Below are 18108 nucleotides of genomic sequence, written 5' to 3' on the forward strand. Positions count from 1 at the left end.
GCTTGCCGGGCGCGGCTCAGTCCCGCTTGCTCATCGCTGCGAGGCGCTCGTTGTACGCCTTGAGGTCGGCGTCGCCGTCGCGCTCGGCCTTGCGGTCCAGGCGCTTCGCGTCGCGCTTGTCCGAACGCATCCAGTTCCGCACGACGAGCAGCGCCACGAACACCATCGGCAGCTCGGATGCACCCCAGGCGATGCCGCCACCGGTGTGCTGGTCGTCGAGCAGCGCGGCGTCGTTCGTCTGCCCGAGAGCGTGGAACCAGTCGACCGCGAACACCGACTGCGACGTCATGACCGCGACGCCGAAGAACGCGTGGAACGCCAGGGTGGCCAGCAGGGTGATGATGAGCATCGGGTACGGCGGACGCTGCGGGCCCGGGTCGACCCCGACGAAGACCCAGAAGAACAGGTACCCGCTCAGGACGAAGTGGATGATCATCGCGACGTGCCACTCGTGCGACTGCATCGCGGCCTGGTACGCCGGCGTGAAGTAGAACACCACGAGGGACCCGGCGAAGATGATCCCCGCGACGGCCGGCTTGCCGAGGAACTGCATCCAGCGGGAGTGCACGAAGAGCATGAGCCACTCGCGGGCTCCGCGTGAGCCGTCGTTGCGGACGGGCAGGGTGCGGAGCGCGAGCAGCACCGGGCCGCCGAGCACGAGCGGCAGCGGGACGAACATCATCAGCAGCATGTGCTGGAGCATGTGCGACGAGAAGTGGATCATGCCGTACACGGCAGGACCGGCCGACGTGGTCCAGATGAACAGGGCGCAGCCGATCAGCCAGGCGATGGTGCGACCGACGGGCCAGGCGTCGCCGCGCTTCCTGAGCTTGCGCACCGCCAGCAGGTACCAGACGGCCCCGACGACGGCCAGGCCGAGCCACACCCAGTCGATGTGCCACTGGGTCAGGTAGGTCTGCGTGGTCTGTGCCGGCGGGAACGGGAACCCGATCAGGCCGGAGCGGGTGTCCTCGCCCGTCGCGGGGGTCTGCGGGATCGGCGGCTGCGAGCGGGACACGGCGACCGAGACACCGATGGCCACTGCCATGAACACGATCTCGGCCAGGGCGAACCGGGTGAACAGGCGGCGGTCGAGCGGCGCGCGGAGCAGCCCGGGCACGAGCTTCCGACGCTGCACGACACCGGCGATGCCCAGAAGCACGAGGATGAGCGCCTTGACGGTGATGAGCCAGCCGTACGTCGTCGTGAACAGGTCGAGCGGGCCGGTCAGACGCAGCGACGCGTTGACGATGCCGGAGAACGCCACGGCCCCGAACGACCAGCCGGCGAGCGTCGAGTACCGGGCGATCACGCGGCCGGTCGCACCCTTGGTACGGGTGCGGAGCAGGACCACGGCGACCAGGCCGCCGGCCCACACGCACACCCCGACCAGGTGGATCGCGAGCGAGTTCACCGCGTTCGCGTGCTCGAGCGACCCGGCAGCGTGGCCGGACAACGCCAGCGGGAGCAGGGCGAACAGGCCGATCACGGTGGCGAACGCCAGGGACGTGACCCGGGTGGCGAAGGCGGCGATCACCGTGGCGACCAGGATCGCGACGGCGGACACGACGAGGGCCTGGCCGATCTCGACCTGGAACGCGAAGAGCATGAAGTTGCGCGCGAACACCGGGCTGGTGAGCGGGACGCCCAGGGTGTTCGCGCCGGTCAGCACGATGCTCACCGCGGCCGCCAGGAACCAGACGGCACCGGTCGCTGCGGCCCACCGGGTGGCCCGGTGCTGCACGCTCGACAGGGCGCCGTGGTCCTTCTTCTGCGCGGGCAGCGCGAAGGCCGCGACGATGAGGAGCCCGACGGTGAGTGCCGCCATCGTGTCGTGCACGACGCGGGCGATCGGCAGGCCGTACTCGACGACCTCGCCGGCGGACACCAGCTGCTGACTGGCGCTGAAGGCACCGGTGATCGTCAGCCCGAGGATCGAGCACGCGACGGCGAGCGGGATCGCGATGACGAGGACCGTCGCGACCGTGGACGAGCGCCCGGTGGTGGGGGCGGCGTCCGGCGCTGACCCGGTGGGCTGGGTTTCGGGTGACGTGACGGTCATGACCGTCCAATGGTAGGCGCGTCGGCTGGCAACCGGCCCCTCGGATGCGCGCTCAGACCCGCCGTTCCCAGATGCCCTCGCAGCCGACGCCGACGAACCCGACGGCCTCGTTCACGTCGAGCATGTGGCGGTTCTCCTCCGCGTTGAACGTGATGATCGAGGGGCGCCCCGGGAACCGTCGCTCGAGCTCCTGGATCCCGACGACCTTGAGCAGCCAGCCGAGCCGGTGCCCACGGTGTTCGCGCAGCACCAGGGTGTCCCACTGCTGTGCCGGACGAGCGGGGTCGTTCGGCACCGACAGCTGCGTGAAACCGGCCAGGGCGGTGCTGGGCACGTGCTCGACGGCCACGGTCAGCAGGGCGCGCGGGGCCGTGGCGAGTTCGTCCTCGTGCTCCCGGAGGCGTTCGGCGGTCCAGACGTCCTCGGGCTCCTCCATGTCCCCGGCGGGTGCGTCGGTGCTCATCCGGGTCTCGAGCAGCGCGATGCCGTCCAGCCACTGTTCCGGGGTACGCCCGGTCCAGGCGTGCACGCGGTACTGGTGACCAGCGGCGGCGGACGCCCGGTCGTGCAGGCCGCCCACCACGGACGCGTCGGCGGGCAGCGGGAGCCGGCTGATCCGGTTCACCTGGCCGAAGTGCCAGCCGCGAGCGGTCAGGAAGCGCACCCCGGCCTCGTCCTCGGGGACTGCGCCGAACCCCGTCGGGGCCTGCACGTACCCGGGTCCCGAGGCGGGGCCGACCTGCCGTGAGACGGCGTAGGTCTTCCACTGCGTCCGGCCGTCCGCACGGGCCATCGCCTCGAGGTGGTCGGCGAGCAGCGTCCCGACGCCACGGCGCTGGTGCTCGGGGGCGACGCCGACCGACATCCAGCAGTTCGTGGTGCCCGGCTCCTGCTTGGTGTCGTAGGAGCCCGCACCCACCACGGTGCCGTGCTCGTCCCGCGCGACGACGAGCCGGCTCGGGGCACCCGGCTCGCGGCACAGCGGCAGGTACTCCTCCGGGGTCCAAGCGAGCTCGCGCAGCCCGTGCACGGCGGCCTCGGCCCCGTCGGACACGGCGAGCCACGCGGCGAAGGTCGCCACCGTCACGGGGTCGTCATCCATGGTGGCGGGGACCGTGATCTCGTCGACGGTGTACGTGGTCATGGCTGCTCCGAACGCCGCCCGCCCGGGTGGTGGGCAGCCTGGCAGCATACCGGCGTCGCGACGGCTGCCGCTAGGCTTCGTGCGTGCTGCTCTCCGACCGCGACATCACCGCCCAGCTCGCCGAAGGCCGGATCGGCCTCGACCCGTACGACGCCTCGCTCGTGCAGCCGTCGAGCATCGACGTCCGGCTCGACAAGTTCTTCCGGCTGTTCGACAACCACAAGTACCCGCACATCGACCCGGCGGTGGACCAGCCCGACCTGACCCGCCTGGTCGAGACCGACCCGGACGAGGCGTTCGTGCTGCACCCGGGCGAGTTCGTCCTCGGCTCCACGTTCGAGGTCGTGACGCTGCCCGACGACATCGCCGCGCGACTCGAGGGCAAGAGCTCGCTCGGTCGCCTCGGGCTGCTGACGCACTCGACCGCCGGGTTCATCGACCCGGGGTTCTCGGGGCACGTGACCCTCGAGCTGTCGAACGTCGCGACCCTGCCGATCAAGCTCTGGCCGGGGATGAAGATCGGCCAGCTCTGCTTCTTCCAGCTGTCGAGCCCGGCCGAGAAGCCCTACGGCTCGGCCGAGTACCAGTCGCGCTACCAGGGGCAGCGTGGACCGACCGCGTCCCGCTCGGCCCAGAACTTCCACCGCGCGGACGTCTCCGGGCGCCACTGAGCCTGCGCCGCTCCGGCGCGGACGAAATGTTGCATGCTGTGTATCGTTGCAGCATGTCCGCTGATCTCCCACGGTCCGCTCCGCCACTGTCGGCAGCACTGCTCATCCGCGACGCCCGCGAACGTGCCGAACTGACCCAGGTCCAGCTCGCCCGGCGTGCGGGTGTGACGCAGAGCGTCATCAGCACCTACGAGAACGGTCGGCGGGAGCCCTCCCTCGCCGCGCTGCAGCGCATGCTCCGCGCCGCGGGCTTCACGACCACGATCGACCTGCAGCCGGTGCAGGAGCCGCCGCCGCTCCGTGACCGCGTCGCGGGCCACCGGCAGGACCTCGTCGCGATCGTCGAACGGTTCGGTGGGCGGAACCCCCGCCTCTTCGGCAGCGTCGCCCGGGGCGAGGACGGTCCGGGCAGCGACGTCGACCTGATGATCGACGTCGACCCGGGGCTCGGCATCTTCGCGTTGATGCGGATCCAGGACGCCGCCGAGCGGCTGCTCGAGGTGCGGGTGGACGTGGTCGACGCGGCCGGCATGAGCGACGCCGTCGTCCGGACAGCGGTGCCCCTGTGATCCCGGTCGCCGGTCGCGACGTCCGGGACCGCCTCGACGACGTCATCGACGCCTGCGAGGCGATCCGGCGCTACGTCGACGACGACCGACTGCCCGAGGACCTGGTGCACGACGCGGTCCGGATGCGCCTGGTCGAGATCGGCGAGGCCGTCCGCGTGCTCCCCGCGGCGGTGACCGCGGTCGAACCCAGCATCCCGTGGTCGCGGGTGTCCGACCTGGGGGAGCGGCTCACCCGCCGCTACTTCGACACGACCCGCGCGCTGGTGTTCGGGACGGCACGGACCGACGTCCCGCACCTCGCCGCCGCGGCTCGGCGGCTGCGCGCAGCCCACCCCTGACCACCGGCTCCGGCGGACCGGGCGCGATCGCGCGAACTGGCCGGACCACGCGTCGGACGGGAGGCACGGATCGCCACGTGCACCGCGCCTCCCGTCCGCCCGGGGCCGGCCACCGGACGACGCAGGACGGCCCCGTCTCGCCGAGGCGAGACGGGGCCGTCCGTGGTGCTGGGGAGATCAGCCCTTCTTGGCGAGCTCCTCGAGGGTGTCGTTGCCCTTGTAGGCATCGACGGCGTTGTCCTTGGTGACGAGGACCGGTGCGAGCTCGATCGCGGGGACCGTCTTCACGCCGTTGTAGTTGTTCGTCTTGTCCATCTTGGTCTCGGGCTTGTCGCCCTTCGACAGGGTGGAGACGAGGTCGACGGCAGCCTGGGCTTCCTTCGTGGTGTCCTTGAAGATCGTCGAGTACTGCGTGCCCTGCATGATGAGCGGGATCGACGCGGTCTCCGAGTCCTGCCCGGTCACGACGGGGTTCTCCTTGCCGGCGGCCTTGGTCGCGGTGAGGATCGCACGGGCGAGGGTGTCGTTCGGCGACAGGACGCCGTCGAGCTCGGTGTCACCCGTGTAGTACTGCGCGAGCAGGTCGGTCATGCGCGACTGGGCCTTCTGCGCGAGCCAGCCCTGCGTGACGGCCTTCTGGAACGTGGTCTGACCGGAGACGACCTTGATGGTGCCGTCGTCGATCTTCGGCTGGAGGACGTCCATCGCACCGTTGAAGAACACGGTGGCGTTGGCGTCGTCCGGCGAACCGGCGAAGAGCTCGACGTTGTACGGCTTGTCGCCCTTCTTCTCCTCGAGGCCCTGGAGCAGCGCCTCGGCCTGGAGCTGGCCGACCTTGAAGTTGTTGAACGCCACGTAGTAGTCGACGTTCTTCGTGTTCAGGATGTTGCGGTCCCAGGCGATGACGACGGCGCCGCGGTCCTTGGCGGACTTGACCTGCGCGGTCAGCTGCGAACCGTCGGCGGCACCGATGATGACGGCCTTGGCGCCCTTGGTGATCATGCCCGAGATCTGCGACTGCTGGTCCGGGACCGGGTTGCCGGCGTTGGCGTACTGGATGTCGGCCTTGAAGCCGGCGTCCTCGATCGACTTCTTGAACGCGGCACCCGCGAGGACCCAGTTCTGCGAGGTCTTGGCCGGCAGGGCGACGCCGATGAGGTCGCCCTTCTTGATGGTGCTGGTGCTGCCGGCGTCGTCGGACGAGCCGCGGGCCGAGCAACCGCTGAGGGCGAGGCCCGCGATGAGCGCCAGGCTGAGGCCGGCGACGATCTTCTTGCGCATGTGAGTGCTTTCTCTTCGTTGAGGAGGTGTGGGGCCGGGGCCCCGGTGTGGGGAGTTGGGACTAGGGGAGGGTGATCTTGTCCGGCTGGTCCTCGATGGACCGCGGCTGCTGGGCGGACACCGTGTTCTCCTCGGTGTCCTTCCGCTGGAACTGCCGCATCATGCCGCCGATGAGGGACGGACGACCCTGCGACTTCGAGTAGACGTCGAAGGCGACTGCGACGAGCAGGACCAGACCGCGGATGATCTGCACCTGGTTGGACTCGAGGCCCATCAGCTGCAGGCCGTTCGACAGCAGCGCCATCACGAGACCACCGATGATCGAGCCGGAGATCGTGCCGACACCACCGGCGACCGCTGCACCACCGACGAACACGGCGGCGATCGCGTCGAGCTCCCAGCCGGTGCCGTCCGCGGGGCCCGAGGCGCCGGAGTAGGCGACGAACACCATGCCGGCGATCGCGGCGAGGACCGACATGTTCATCATGACGAAGAAGTTGACCTTCTTCGCGGAGACCCCGGAGAGGACCGCGGCGTTGGCGTTGCCACCGACGGCGTAGACCTGGCGACCGAAGATCGTGTTCTTCGTGACGAAGCCGTAGACGATGGTCAGGACACCGAGGATGATCGCGACGATCGGGACCGAGGTGCCGGCCGGGCCGGCGGCGAACAGGTACGTGGCGACGAGGGTGACGGCGACCAGGATGCCGGTGCGGACGATCGAGACCCACAGCGGCGGGACCTCGGCCTGCATCTTCTTGCGGCGGGCACGACCACGGGCCTCGATGATGATGAGCGCGAGGATCGTGACGAGACCGATGAGCAGGGTGCCGTTGCTGAAGCCGAAGTCGGGGCCGAAGTCACCGAGGAAGCCGGCACCGATCGGGGTGAAGTCGTTCGGCACGGGGACGGACGTCGAGTTGCCGATGATCTGGTTCACACCGCGGAAGATGAGCTGACCGGCGAGCGTCACGATGAAGGCCGGGACCTTCACGAACGCCACCCAGAAGCCCTGCCAGGCACCGATCGCGGCACCGCAGGCGAGGCCCAGGATGATCGCGGCCCACACCGGGAAGTCCCACACGGCCATGGACTGCGCCACGACGATGCCGACGACCGCTGCGACCGAACCGACCGACAGGTCGATGTGCCCCGCGATGATGACCATGACCATGCCGAGCGCCAGGATCAGGATGTAGGAGTACTGCAGGAACAGGTTGATGACGTTGGTCGGCTCGAGGATGAGCCCGTTCGTCGTGATCGAGAAGAAGATCAGCAGCACGATGAGGGCGATGATCATGCCGTACTGGCCGATGCTGTTGCCCTTGCCGAAGAGCAGTTTCAGGTTGTTCATGAGGCGGTGGCGCCCTTCCGCGCGGAGGTCATGCTGCGCATGAGCGATTCGGGATCGGCCTGGTCGGCCGGGAGGTCAGCGGTGATCTGGCCCTCGAAGATGGTGTAGATCCGGTCGGAGAGACCGAGGAGTTCGGGGAGCTCGGACGAGATGAGGATGATGCCCTTCCCCTCGGCCGCGAGCTGCTGGATGATCCCGTAGATCTCGAACTTGGCACCCACGTCGATGCCGCGGGTGGGCTCGTCGAGGATCAGGATGTCCGGGTCGGTGAACATCCACTTGGACAGGACGACCTTCTGCTGGTTTCCGCCGGAGAGCTTGCCGACGTTGTCCTCGACGCTCGGCACCTTCGTGCGGAGCATCTTGCGGTACTTCTCGGCGACCGAGTACTCCTCGAGCGAGTCGACGACACCGGCCTTCGAGATCTTCTTCAGGTCGGCGGCGACCGTCGAGCGCTTCACGGTGTCGAGCAGGTTCAGGCCGAGCGCCTTGCGGTCCTCGGAGACGTAGCCGAGGCCGTTCTCGATCGCCTGCTGGACGTTGGTGACCTTGATCTCGCGGCCGTCCTTGATGATCTGGCCGTCGAGCCAGGTGCCGTAGGAGCGACCGAACAGGCTCATCGCGAGCTCGGTGCGGCCGGCGCCCATCAGACCGGCGAATCCGACGATCTCGCCCTTGCGGACGTGGAAGTTCGACGCCTTGCAGACCAGACGCGACGGGTCGATCGGGTGCTGCACGGTCCAGTTGCGGACCTCGAAGAAGGTCTCGCCGATCTTCGGGGTGCGGTCGGGGAAGCGCGACTCGAGCGAGCGGCCGACCATGCCGCGGATGATGCGGTCCTCGTTGACGCCGTCCGCCTTGACGTTGAGCGTCTCGATGGTCTTGCCGTCGCGGATGATCGTGATCTCGTCAGCGATCTGCTCGATCTCGTTGAGCTTGTGGCTGATGATGATGCTCGCGATGCCCTTGGCCTTCAGCCCGACGATCAGGTCGAGCAGGTGCTGCGAGTCGTTCTCGTTGAGCGCGGCGGTCGGCTCGTCGAGGATCAGGAGCTTGACGTCCTTGTGCAGGGCCTTCGCGATCTCGACGAGCTGCTGCTTGCCGACACCGATGTTCTTGATCTGCGTGTCCGGGTCGTCGGCCAGGCCGACGCGGGCGAGCAGGTCCTGCGCACGGAGCTGCGCGGCGGTCCAGTTGATGACGCCACCGCGGCTCGGCTCGTTGCCCAGGAACAGGTTCTCGGTGATCGAGAGCTCCGGGACGAGCGCCAGCTCCTGGTGGATGATGACGATGCCGGCCTGCTCGGACTGCTTGATGTTCGAGAAGCGGACTTCCTCGCCCTCGTAGACGATCTCGCCCTCGTAGGTGCCGTAGGGGTAGACGCCCGACAGGACCTTCATCAGGGTCGACTTGCCGGCGCCGTTCTCGCCGCAGATCGCGTGGATCTCGCCGGCACGGACGCTGAGCGAGACGTCGGACAGCGCCTTCACACCAGGGAACTCCTTGGTGATCGAGCGCATCTCGAGGATCGTCTCGGGTGCGGTGATCGACCGGGTCTCGAGGCCGGTGTCGATCGGGGTTGACGCCACAGTGCATCTCCTTCTGCCGCTTCGGTGCGGCAGTGTGTTCGGGTGGTTCTGCTGCGGCAGCGAAAGCACAGGGGGCCTGTGTGGACTTCGTTGTCGCGTCCGGATCCGGCTCGGTGTGACGCTCATGTGAACGGTCACATCGGCTGGACGGAGGCAATTTACGCACAGCCTCGGTGCGGCTGTCAATTCGGTTTGGTCGCGTTTTCGTAACGGGCTGCGTGATCCGGAGGGAACGTCCCCCGGGTTGGGGCCAGGGCGCTCGGGAGCGGCCGTTTCGTTGCGCGGATCCGCACCTTCGGACGGGAGGCCCGTGGCGGCGTCGCCACGGGCCTCCCGCCCGCCCTGCGGTCGCGTCCGGTGCTCGCGGGCCGGTGCGTGCCGGGCGCGTTCGGGCGTACCGGGTGGATTCGGGCGTACCGGGTCGGAAGTTCGTGGCAGGTACGCCCGTTCCTGGCAGGTACCCCGGTGGCACCGGGTGGTTCCGGGCATACCTGGTGGTTCCGGGCATACCTGGTGGGATCGGGCGTACCTGGTCGGAAGTTCGTGGCAGGTACGCCCGTTCATGGCAGGTACTCCGGCGGGCTCGCGGGCGGCAGGCCCGAGCCCGAGGTGCGTCAGCGCGTGCGGGGCGCGCTCGTGGAGGCGCGCACGACCAGCTGCGGGACGATGTCGATCGGGCGGAGCAGTTCGCCCTCACTCGGCAGCAGCAGGTCGACGCAGCGACGACCGAGTTCGGCGAAGTCGACCTGCACCGTGGTGAGCGGCGGCCAGAAGTGCTTCGCCTCGGGGATGTCGTCGTACCCGACCACCGACAGGTCACCCGGCACGTCGAGTCCGTACGAGCGCGCCGCGTGCATCACGCCGAGCGCCATCTGGTCGTTCGAGCAGAAGATCGCGGTGCAGTCCCGCCACCGCAGCAGCTCGCGGCCGGCGTGGTAGCCGAAGTCGGCGGTCCAGTCGCCCAGGATCGGCGGAGAGACGGCCTTGTCGCGGTCGGACATCTCCCGCAGGAAGCCCTGCATGCGGGCGTCGGCCTCGATCCAGTCCTGAGGCCCGGCGATGTGCCGGACGTACTCGTGACCGAGGTCGAGCAGGTGCGCGGTCGCGAGTCGTGCACCCTCCATCTGGTCCACCCACAGGGCCGTCGGGTCCTCGCCGACACTGGCGCGCATCGTGACGTAGGGGGTGCGGATGCCGAGTTCGGCGATCAGGTCGAAGACACGCTGCTGGGGCGCGATGACGACGATGCCCTCGACGTCGAGGTCGAGCAGGTGCCCGAGTCCCTCCCGCACGGCGGTGTCGGTCGCCTCGGCGATGTTCGCCGTCGTGACCGAGTAGCCGCGGAGCATCGCGGCGTCCTCGATCGCCTGCAGCGCGACAGCGGGACCGTAGTGGGCGCGGCGTGCCGTCAGGACGCCGATCGTGTGGGTCCGGCTCGTGACCAGGGCGCGTGCGGCCCGGTTCGGCCGGTACTGCAGCTGCTCCATGGCCGCCAGGACCTTGTCGCGCGTCTCCGCCCGGATGGCGTCCGAGTTGTTCAGCACCCGCGAGACGGTCTGGTGCGAGACGCCCGCGATCCGTGCGACGTCACGGATGCTGGGCGAACGCGGTTGCTGTGTCCGCGATGACGCCATTGCTTGCTCGTTTCCGCTCGGGTGTCGTGGACATCGATGTGCACGTTCACATCCTGAGCCAGATCATTATGCACGTCCGGCGGATCGACGCCACCTGTGCATCGATCCGCCGTCCGCTCAGAGCCCGTCGCGCTTGCGGAAGATCGACCAGAGCACGCCCGTCAACAGGAGCATGCCGAGGATCGCGACCGGGTACCCGGAGTGGCCAGTGCAGCTCGGGCACGTGGTCGAAGTCCGTCCCGTGGGCACCGGCGCTCCGCCAGGCGCAGGAACGTCAGCGGGTGACGTGCAGCCCGGCGGTCTCGAGTTCGGCGAGCTGCCACCCGAGCCACGGGCTCCAGGCGAACGGCGCGCCGGCGACGGCCTGCCTGAGAGAGTCCTCGGACACCCATGCCCACTCGGCGACCTCGTCGTCGGCGGGCGCCGGGGTGTCGTCGGTCACGGCACGGAAGACGGGGCAGACCTCGTTCTCCACGATGCCCGAGGCGTCGACCGCGCGGTACCGGAACTCCGGCAGCACGACCTCGACGTCGCGCACGGTGATGCCGAGCTCGCGGGAGGCCCGACGGGCGATGGCGTCCTCGAAGGACTCGTCCGGCCCGGGGTGGCCGCAGAAGGTGTTCGTCCACACCCCCGGCCAGGTCTTCTTCGACAGTGCTCGTCGGGTCACCAGGACGTCGCCGTCGGTGTTCCGGACGTGGCAGGAGAACGCCAGGTGCAGGGGCGTGTGGGCGGTGTGGACCGTGAACTTGTCAGCCGTGCCGATCGGGGTACGGTCGTCGGCCAGGAGCACCACGGATTCAGGGAAAGCGTTCATCTGTGTCGATAGGTTAGGCCAATGAGCGAGGAAGCGACCACCGTGCCGCACATCGACCTCGCGCTCGTCGACGACTGCCTCGAGCGCTTCTTCACCGTGTCGTCGGCACGCGCCGCTCGGTACGGCCGCCCGTCGGAAGAACTGTGGCGTGTGCTCCGCAAGGCGAGCATGGGCGGCAAGCGCTTCCGCCCCCGCATGGTCCTCACGGCGTACGCCGGCATGGGCGGCACCGACGCGCACGCCGGCGCCCACGTCGCTGCCGCCTACGAACTGCTGCACACCGCACTCGTGGTGCACGACGACGTCATCGACCGTGACTGGTCGCGCCGTGGTCAGCCGAACGTCGCCGGGTCCTTCCGCGACACGGGCACCACCGGCGGACTCCCGCTGCCGACCGCCGAACACCGGGGGATGAGCGCCGCCGTCATCGCCGGTGACCTCGCGCTCGCCGGTGCGCCCCGGTTCATCGAGGCCGCGGGCGTCGACGGCACCCGCCGCGAGCGACTGCTCGAACTGCTCGACGAGGCCGTGTTCGCCAGCGCCGCCGGTGAGATGACCGACGTCGACCTGGCCCTCGGTGTGATGCCGACGGTCGACGAGGTCCTGGCGATGGAGCGAGCGAAGACGAGCGTGTACTCGTTCGAGGCGCCGCTGCAGTCCGGTGCCGTGCTGGCCGGCGCCGACGAGGAAGTCGTCACGGCCCTCGGCGCCTTCGGCCGCGAGATCGGCATCGCCTACCAGATCGTCGACGACCTGCTCGGGGTGTTCGGCGACGAGACCATGACCGGCAAGACCGTCCTCGGGGACCTGCGCGAGGGCAAGCGCACCATGCTCATCGCCTACGCCGCGACCACCGATTGCTGGCCCGACCTCGAGCCGTACCTCGGCGACCCGGACCTCACCGAGGCCCGCGCCGACGAGGTCCGTGCGACCCTGGTGTCCTGCGGTGCCCGTGCCGCCGCCGAAGCGCGGGTGGCGGAGCACACCGCACTCGCCCGGGCCGAGCTCGCCCGGCTGCCGTACGACCTCGCCGACCGCCTGGAGGCCCTCGTGACCGAACTCGTGGAGCGCGCCCGGTGACCCACAGCACCACCACGGCGACCGGATCCCGTCCGGCTCGCCTCCAGCTCTACGACGCCACGGCCGAGGCTGCCTCGGGTGTCGTCATCGACCGCTACTCCACGTCGTTCGGGCTGGCGAGCAGGATGCTCTCCCGCGACACGCGCGAACACATCCGGAACGTCTACGCCCTGGTCCGTGTCGCCGACGAGGTCGTCGACGGCCCCGCGACCGAGGCCGGACTCGACCGCGAGCTCGCCCGGACGGTGCTCGACGAACTCGAGGCCGACACCGAACGGGCCATCGCGCTCGGCTTCTCGGTGAACCCTGTCGTCCACGCGTTCGCCCGGACCGCCCGCACCACCGGCTTCGGCGCCGAGCTCACCGCCCCGTTCTTCGCCTCGATGCGCATGGACCTCGAGCGCACCGAGCACGACGACGCCTCGTTCGACGCGTACGTGTACGGCTCGGCGGAGGTCGTCGGGCTGATGTGCCTGCGTGCGTTCGTGTACCGCGCCGGTCGCCCGACGTTCGACCAGGCCGAGCTCGTGGCCGGTGCGCGCGCGCTGGGTGCGGCGTTCCAGAAGGTGAACTTCCTGCGCGACCTGCACGCCGACTTCGAGGTGCTCGGTCGCTCGTACTTCCCGGGCGTCGACATCCGCTCGTTCGACGAGGCCACGAAGGACCGCCTGGTCGCCGACGTGCAGGCCGACCTCGACCACGCCGCACGGACGATCCGGCTCCTGCCGGCCGACGCCCGCAACGCGGTCGGGCTCGCGCACGCGCTGTTCCAGGAACTCAACGACCGTCTCGCGCGCACCCCGGCCACCCGCCTGGTGACGACACGCGTGCGCGTCCCCAACCCGGTGAAGGTGCGCCTCGCGGCGCAGGTCCTCGCCGGACGCGCACCGCTGCGGTCGCGCGCAACCACCCACCGGCCGGGAGGCTCGTCATGACCCCGCCCCGCGCCTCCCGACCGAACGCGGTCGCCACCACCACCCGGCGCAAGGTGCCCGCCCGACGCGCCGTCGTCATCGGCGGCGGCATCAGCGGCCTCGCCGCCGCCGCGCTGCTCGCGCGCGACGGCTTCTCGGTGACCGTGCTCGAGCAGCGGACGCAGCTCGGCGGTCGTGCCGGGTCGTGGGAACAGGACGGCTTCCGGTTCGACACCGGGCCGTCGTGGTACCTCATGCCCGAGGTCTTCGACCACTTCTTCCAGCTGCTCGGTACTTCTGCCGAGGCCGAGCTCGACCTGGTGAAGCTCGACCCCGGCTACCGCGTCTACAGCGAGGGCCACGACGAGCCGATCGACCTGCGCGCCGACGCCGAGGCCAACATCGCGCTGTTCGAGTCGATCGAGCCCGGTGCCGGTGAGCGGATGCGCAAGTACCTGGCGTCGGCCGAGGACACCTACACGATGGCCGTGCGCCGGTTCCTCTACACGACGTTCCAGGACCTCACGAAGCTCGCGGCGCCGGACGTGCTCCGACGCCTGCCCAAGCTCGCGCGGCTGCTGCTCGAGCCGCTCTCCACCTTCGCCGAGACGGCCGTGCGCGACCGGCGGCTCTGGCAGATCCTCGGCTACCCGGCGGTCTTCCTCGGCACGAGCCCGTACGCGGCACCGAGCATGTACCACCTGATGAGCCACCTCGACCTCGCCGACGGCGTGCTCTACCCGAAGGGCGGCATCACCGAGGTGATCTCCGCCGTCGAGCGGGTCGCCCGGGCCGAGGGCGCGAAGATCATCGCCGGTGCGAAGGTCGAGCGGATCGTCGTCGAGGACGGCGTCGCCACCGGGGTCGTCCACCGCGACCGCGACGGCGTGCAGCACACGGCACCGGCCGACCTCGTGGTCAGCGCCGCCGACCTGCAGCACACCGAGATGCAGCTGCTCGACCGTGAGCACCGCACCCACGGCGCCGACCACTGGAAGAAGCGCGACCCGGGCCCGAGCGCGGTGCTCGTGTACCTCGGCATCGACGGTCCGACGCCGGGCCTGCTGCACCACACCCTGATGTTCACCGCGGACTGGAAGGCGAACTTCGGCGCGATCTTCGGCGATGACCGGCACGTGCCGGACCCCGCCTCGATCTACGTCTGCGCCCCCTCCGGCATCGACCCGACCGTCTCCCCGCCCGGCACCAGCAACCTGTTCATCCTGGTGCCGCTGCCCGCCGACCTGTCGATCGGCAAGGGCGGCATCGACGGTGCCGGGGACTACCAGGTCGAGCAGATCGCCGACCGGGCCATCGACGTGCTGGCCGAGCGAGCCGGGGTCCCCGACCTCCGCGACCGCATCCGGGTCCGTCGCACGATCGGACCGCGCGACTTCGCCGACGACCTGAACGCTTGGAGCGGCTCGATGCTCGGGCCGGCGCACACCCTGAAGCAGAGCGCGTTCTTCCGCGAGAAGAACGCGTCGAAGAAGGTCGAGGGCCTGTACTACGTGGGCGCCTCGACGATCCCGGGCATCGGTCTGCCGATGTGCCTGATCAGCGCCGAGGTCCTGCTCAAGCGCATCCACGGCGACCGGAGCACCGAGCCGCTGCCGACACCCCTCGGGGCTCCGCGGGACCGGACCGAGACCGCCTGATGCCCGGGCTCTACCTCGCCGGCCTGGTGGTGTCCCTGGTCGGCATGACCGTGCTGGACGCCCGCTTCCGCCTGTTCTTCTGGCGGGCACCGTGGCGGGCGGCGGCCGTGATGGTGGTCGGTGTCGCGTTCTTCATGGTGTGGGACGTCGCCGGTGTCGCTGCCGGCATCTTCTTCATCGGTCCGCAGAACCTGCTCACCGGGGTGCTCCTGGCGCCCGAGGTCCCGCTCGAGGAGCTCTTCTTCCTGCTGCTGCTCTGCTACTCGACGATGGACCTGGTCGGGTTCGTCCGGCCCCTGGTGCAGCGGGCGACCGATCGGCGGCGCTCGTGACCGGGGCCGGGGCGTACGCGCTCCTCGCCCTGCCGTTCTTCGCCGTCACGGCCGTCGTGGCCGTGGTCGCCGGCATCGTCGCCGCCCGCCGGGCCCGGGCGGCGGGTCGACGGCCTGCGATCGGGCGCCGGGTCGCGGTGCTCACGTCGGTGATCGCCGGCGTCGCGCTGCTGGTGATGACGATCGTGTTCGACAACGTCATCGTCACCCTGCGCATCGTCGCCTACGACCCCTCGCTCATCAGCGGTGCGAAGATCGGTGCGATCCCGGTCGAGGACCTCGCCTACGCGATGTCGGCCATCGTGCTGCTGCCCAGCCTGTGGGTCCTGTTCGACCGGACGGGCGGAAACGACCGGACGGGCGGACACGACCGGACGGGCGGACGCGACCGGACGGGCGGACGCGACCGGACCGGCGCGCGCCCCGCGCCCGACCCGACCCCAGCACCAGCGGAGGACACGAAGTGAACGCCAGCACCGCCTCCAGGCCGTCGACCATGCGTGCCCTGTTCGTGTCGTCGCGCCCGATCAGCTGGGTGAACACCGCCTACCCGTTCGGCGCCGCGTACCTGCTCGGCAGCGGGGTCGGCGTCGAGGGCGGCGGCGGGTTCTCGCTCGTCGCGTTCCTCGTCGGCGTCGTGTACTTCCTGGTGCCCTACAACCTGGCGATGTACGGCATCAACGACGTCTTCGACTACGAGTCCGACCTGCGCAACCCGCGGAAGGGCGGCGTCGAGGGGGCCCTGCTCGACAAGAGCGTCCACCGCACGACACTGTGGGCCGTCGTCGTCACGAACGTGCCGTTCCTGGTGGCCCTCGTGGTGCTCGGCGCGATGAGCGGCAACGGCCCGTGGTCGTGGCTCGTCCTGGCGATCAGCGTGTTCGCGGTCATCGCGTACTCGGCGCCGGGGCTGCGGTTCAAGGAGAAGCCGTTCCTCGACTCGCTCACGTCGAGCACCCACTTCGTCTCGCCGGCGGTCTACGGCCTCGCCCTGGCGGGTCCGCACTGGACCGGCGAGCTCGTCGCCGTGTGCATCGCGTTCTTCCTGTGGGGCGTGGCCTCGCACGCGTTCGGTGCCGTGCAGGACGTCCTGGCCGACCGGGCCGGCGGCATCGGATCCGTCGCGACCGTGATCGGCGCCCGGGCCACCGTCCGCCTGGCCTTCGTCGCCTACCTGGTCGCCGGGGTCGCGCTGCTGTTCTCGGCCTTCCCGGGGCCGATCGCCGCCGTCGTCGTGATCCCCTACGCGCTCAACGTGCTGCCGTGGTGGAACATCACGGACCAGGGGGCCGAGGCCGCGAACGCCGGCTGGAAGCGGTTCCTCTGGATCAACTACCTGGCCGGGTTCATCGTCACCATGGCACTCATCACCTACGCCTTCACGCACTGACAGACTGGACGCACGCACCGCGGCGACCGTGGTGTGACACCAGCCACGACGGCAGCCACGAAGGAGTGCACGCATGAGCGTCCGGATCATCCACGTCGGTCTCGGAGGGTGGGGCGGCAACTGGGCCCGCACCGCCATCCCCGAGGTGTCGGAAGTGCAGGTGGTCGGGATCGTCGACCCGTCGGCGCCGACGCTCGAGGCCGTGCGGACCGACCTCGGGCTCCCGGCGTCCGCTGCGTTCGCGTCCCTCACCGAGGCGCTCGCCGGGGTCGAGGCCGACGCCGTCGTCATCACGGCACCCGCGGTCACCCACGTGCCGCTCGCCCTCGAGGCCCTCGAGGCCGGCAAGCACGTCCTGGTCGAGAAGCCGTTCGCGAACACCACGGCCGAGGCCGTCGTCGCGGTCCGTCGCGCCGAGCAGCTCGGCCTGGTGCTGCAGGTCAGCCAGAACTACCGCTGGTACCCGGCGCCCCGGGTCGTGCAGGAGATGCTCGAGGCGGACGTCGTCGGCGAGGTCTCCGCGATCAACGTCGACTTCCGGCAGTGGGACAACGACCAGCCCGCGGCGACGTACCCGCACTACCGGTTCCCCCACGCGATGATCAACGACATGGCGATCCACCACTTCGACCTGCTCCGGATGATCACCGGACAGGAAGCCGTGCGGGTCTTCGCCAAGGCGAGCTACCCGGCGTACAGCAAGTACCAGGACGAAGCGGTCGCCTCGATGATCATCGAGCTCGACGGCGGCACGGTCGTCAACTACCGCGGCAGCTGGCTGAGCCGTGGCCCGCGAACCGCCTGGGCGGGCGAGTGGAGCATCGAGGGCGAGGACGGCGAACTCTGGTTCACGAGCCGCGACGGCGAGCCGAACGCCGTGGAGGGCGACCGGGTCACCCTCCGTCGCACCCAGGACGACGCGGCCGAGCTGGTCGAGCTCCCCGTGCTCGCGCACACCGACCGCCAGGGCGGGCTGCAGGCGTTCGCCCGCTCCGTGCAAGGTGGCCCGGCGCCCGAGACGAGCGGCCGCGACAACCTGCGGAGCCTCGCACTGATGGAGGCTGCCACGCGGTCGGCCGCATCCGGCCTGCCCGAGGACGTCGTCGTCCCGTCCTGACCAACCACCCACCGTCTGGAGGCGCGGGGCGGGCCCGCACCGCGCCTCCAGTCCGGCCGTGGTCGCGCCCACCGCGTCGGCGACGTTTCGCGCTCACCGACAGTCCACGCGTCGGAGCGCCCGTGAGGTGTCGCTGCGCGCGTGGACTCGCGAGCTGG

Annotated in this window: 18 protein-coding genes; 10 read left to right on the top strand and 8 right to left on the bottom strand. The window is 70.0% G+C overall.

The features are described 5' to 3' along the window. Positions 1-16: 16 nt before the first annotated feature. On the bottom strand, positions 17-2062 hold the full coding sequence (locus KK087_RS02245) for a bifunctional copper resistance protein CopD/cytochrome c oxidase assembly protein (RefSeq protein ID WP_214564067.1): 2046 nt from the start codon (positions 2060-2062) through the stop codon (positions 17-19). Between the two features lie 52 nt (positions 2063-2114). Beyond that, entirely contained in the window at positions 2115-3206 is a 1092-nt protein-coding gene (locus tag KK087_RS02250) for a GNAT family N-acetyltransferase (RefSeq protein ID WP_214564068.1), read from the bottom strand. Positions 3207-3289: 83 nt separating this feature from the next. Here KK087_RS02250 and dcd point away from each other — a divergent pair, with 83 nt between their 5' ends. From dcd to KK087_RS02265, 3 genes are read left to right on the top strand one after another with little or no spacing between them, the layout of a single operon-like run. After that, positions 3290-3877, top strand: a complete 588-nt coding sequence (gene dcd, locus KK087_RS02255; RefSeq protein ID WP_214530002.1) for a dCTP deaminase — start codon at positions 3290-3292, stop codon at positions 3875-3877. Positions 3878-3930: 53 nt separating this feature from the next. Next, entirely contained in the window at positions 3931-4446 is a 516-nt protein-coding gene (locus KK087_RS02260) for a type II toxin-antitoxin system RelB family anti-toxin (RefSeq protein WP_214564069.1), read from the top strand. Beyond that, the gene (locus KK087_RS02265; protein WP_214564070.1) at positions 4443-4784 is read left to right on the top strand and encodes a HepT-like ribonuclease domain-containing protein; all 342 of its coding nucleotides are present in this window, start codon (positions 4443-4445) and stop codon (positions 4782-4784) included. The genes KK087_RS02260 and KK087_RS02265 overlap by 4 nt, the downstream gene beginning before the upstream one ends. A 177-nt stretch (positions 4785-4961) precedes the next feature. On the opposite strand, the gene KK087_RS02270 is transcribed toward KK087_RS02265, so the two are convergent. The 6 genes from KK087_RS02270 to idi form a co-directional block, all read right to left on the bottom strand. Beyond that, a complete protein-coding gene (locus KK087_RS02270; RefSeq protein ID WP_214564071.1) occupies positions 4962-6065 on the bottom strand; it encodes a substrate-binding domain-containing protein in 1104 nt (367 codons plus the stop codon). Between the two features lie 61 nt (positions 6066-6126). Continuing rightward, positions 6127-7419, bottom strand: coding sequence for a multiple monosaccharide ABC transporter permease (gene mmsB / locus KK087_RS02275; RefSeq protein ID WP_214564072.1), 1293 nt, complete (start codon positions 7417-7419; stop codon positions 6127-6129). Further along, positions 7416-8939: a multiple monosaccharide ABC transporter ATP-binding protein gene (gene mmsA / locus KK087_RS02280; RefSeq protein WP_214530041.1), complete on the bottom strand. Its 1524-nt coding sequence runs from the start codon at positions 8937-8939 to the stop codon at positions 7416-7418. Before mmsA ends, mmsB begins: the two co-directional genes overlap by 4 nt. 683 nt (positions 8940-9622) lie before the next feature. Beyond that, on the bottom strand, positions 9623-10642 hold the full coding sequence (locus KK087_RS02285; protein ID WP_214564073.1) for a LacI family DNA-binding transcriptional regulator: 1020 nt from the start codon (positions 10640-10642) through the stop codon (positions 9623-9625). 117 nt (positions 10643-10759) lie between these two features. Further along, positions 10760-10891 (bottom strand): LPXTG cell wall anchor domain-containing protein, encoded by a 132-nt coding sequence (locus tag KK087_RS02290; RefSeq protein ID WP_214564074.1) that lies wholly within the window; start codon positions 10889-10891, stop codon positions 10760-10762. Between the two features lie 25 nt (positions 10892-10916). Then, entirely contained in the window at positions 10917-11459 is a 543-nt protein-coding gene (gene idi, locus KK087_RS02295; protein WP_071246200.1) for an isopentenyl-diphosphate Delta-isomerase, read from the bottom strand. 21 nt (positions 11460-11480) lie between these two features. Here idi and KK087_RS02300 point away from each other — a divergent pair, with 21 nt between their 5' ends. The 7 genes from KK087_RS02300 (at position 11481) to KK087_RS02330 (ending at position 17950) form a co-directional block, all read left to right on the top strand. Next, positions 11481-12539: a polyprenyl synthetase family protein gene (locus KK087_RS02300; RefSeq protein WP_214529995.1), complete on the top strand. Its 1059-nt coding sequence runs from the start codon at positions 11481-11483 to the stop codon at positions 12537-12539. Continuing rightward, on the top strand, positions 12536-13474 hold the full coding sequence (locus KK087_RS02305; RefSeq protein ID WP_214529994.1) for a phytoene/squalene synthase family protein: 939 nt from the start codon (positions 12536-12538) through the stop codon (positions 13472-13474). The genes KK087_RS02300 and KK087_RS02305 overlap by 4 nt, the downstream gene beginning before the upstream one ends. Continuing rightward, the gene (gene crtI, locus KK087_RS02310; RefSeq protein ID WP_250896730.1) at positions 13471-15111 is read left to right on the top strand and encodes a phytoene desaturase family protein; all 1641 of its coding nucleotides are present in this window, start codon (positions 13471-13473) and stop codon (positions 15109-15111) included. The genes KK087_RS02305 and crtI overlap by 4 nt, the downstream gene beginning before the upstream one ends. Next, complete coding sequence (locus KK087_RS02315) at positions 15111-15443, top strand: lycopene cyclase domain-containing protein (protein ID WP_214564075.1); 333 nt, start codon at positions 15111-15113, stop codon at positions 15441-15443. Before crtI ends, KK087_RS02315 begins: the two co-directional genes overlap by 1 nt. Beyond that, entirely contained in the window at positions 15440-15910 is a 471-nt protein-coding gene (locus tag KK087_RS02320; RefSeq protein WP_214564076.1) for a lycopene cyclase domain-containing protein, read from the top strand. The genes KK087_RS02315 and KK087_RS02320 overlap by 4 nt, the downstream gene beginning before the upstream one ends. Before the next feature lie 29 nt (positions 15911-15939). Next, complete coding sequence (locus tag KK087_RS02325) at positions 15940-16833, top strand: prenyltransferase (protein WP_214564234.1); 894 nt, start codon at positions 15940-15942, stop codon at positions 16831-16833. A gap of 73 nt (positions 16834-16906) precedes the next feature. Beyond that, entirely contained in the window at positions 16907-17950 is a 1044-nt protein-coding gene (locus KK087_RS02330) for a Gfo/Idh/MocA family protein (protein WP_214564077.1), read from the top strand. Positions 17951-18108: the final 158 nt, after the last annotated feature.

It is taken from the genome of Curtobacterium aurantiacum (assembly GCF_018598555.1).
Lineage (GTDB): Bacteria > Actinomycetota > Actinomycetes > Actinomycetales > Microbacteriaceae > Curtobacterium > Curtobacterium aurantiacum.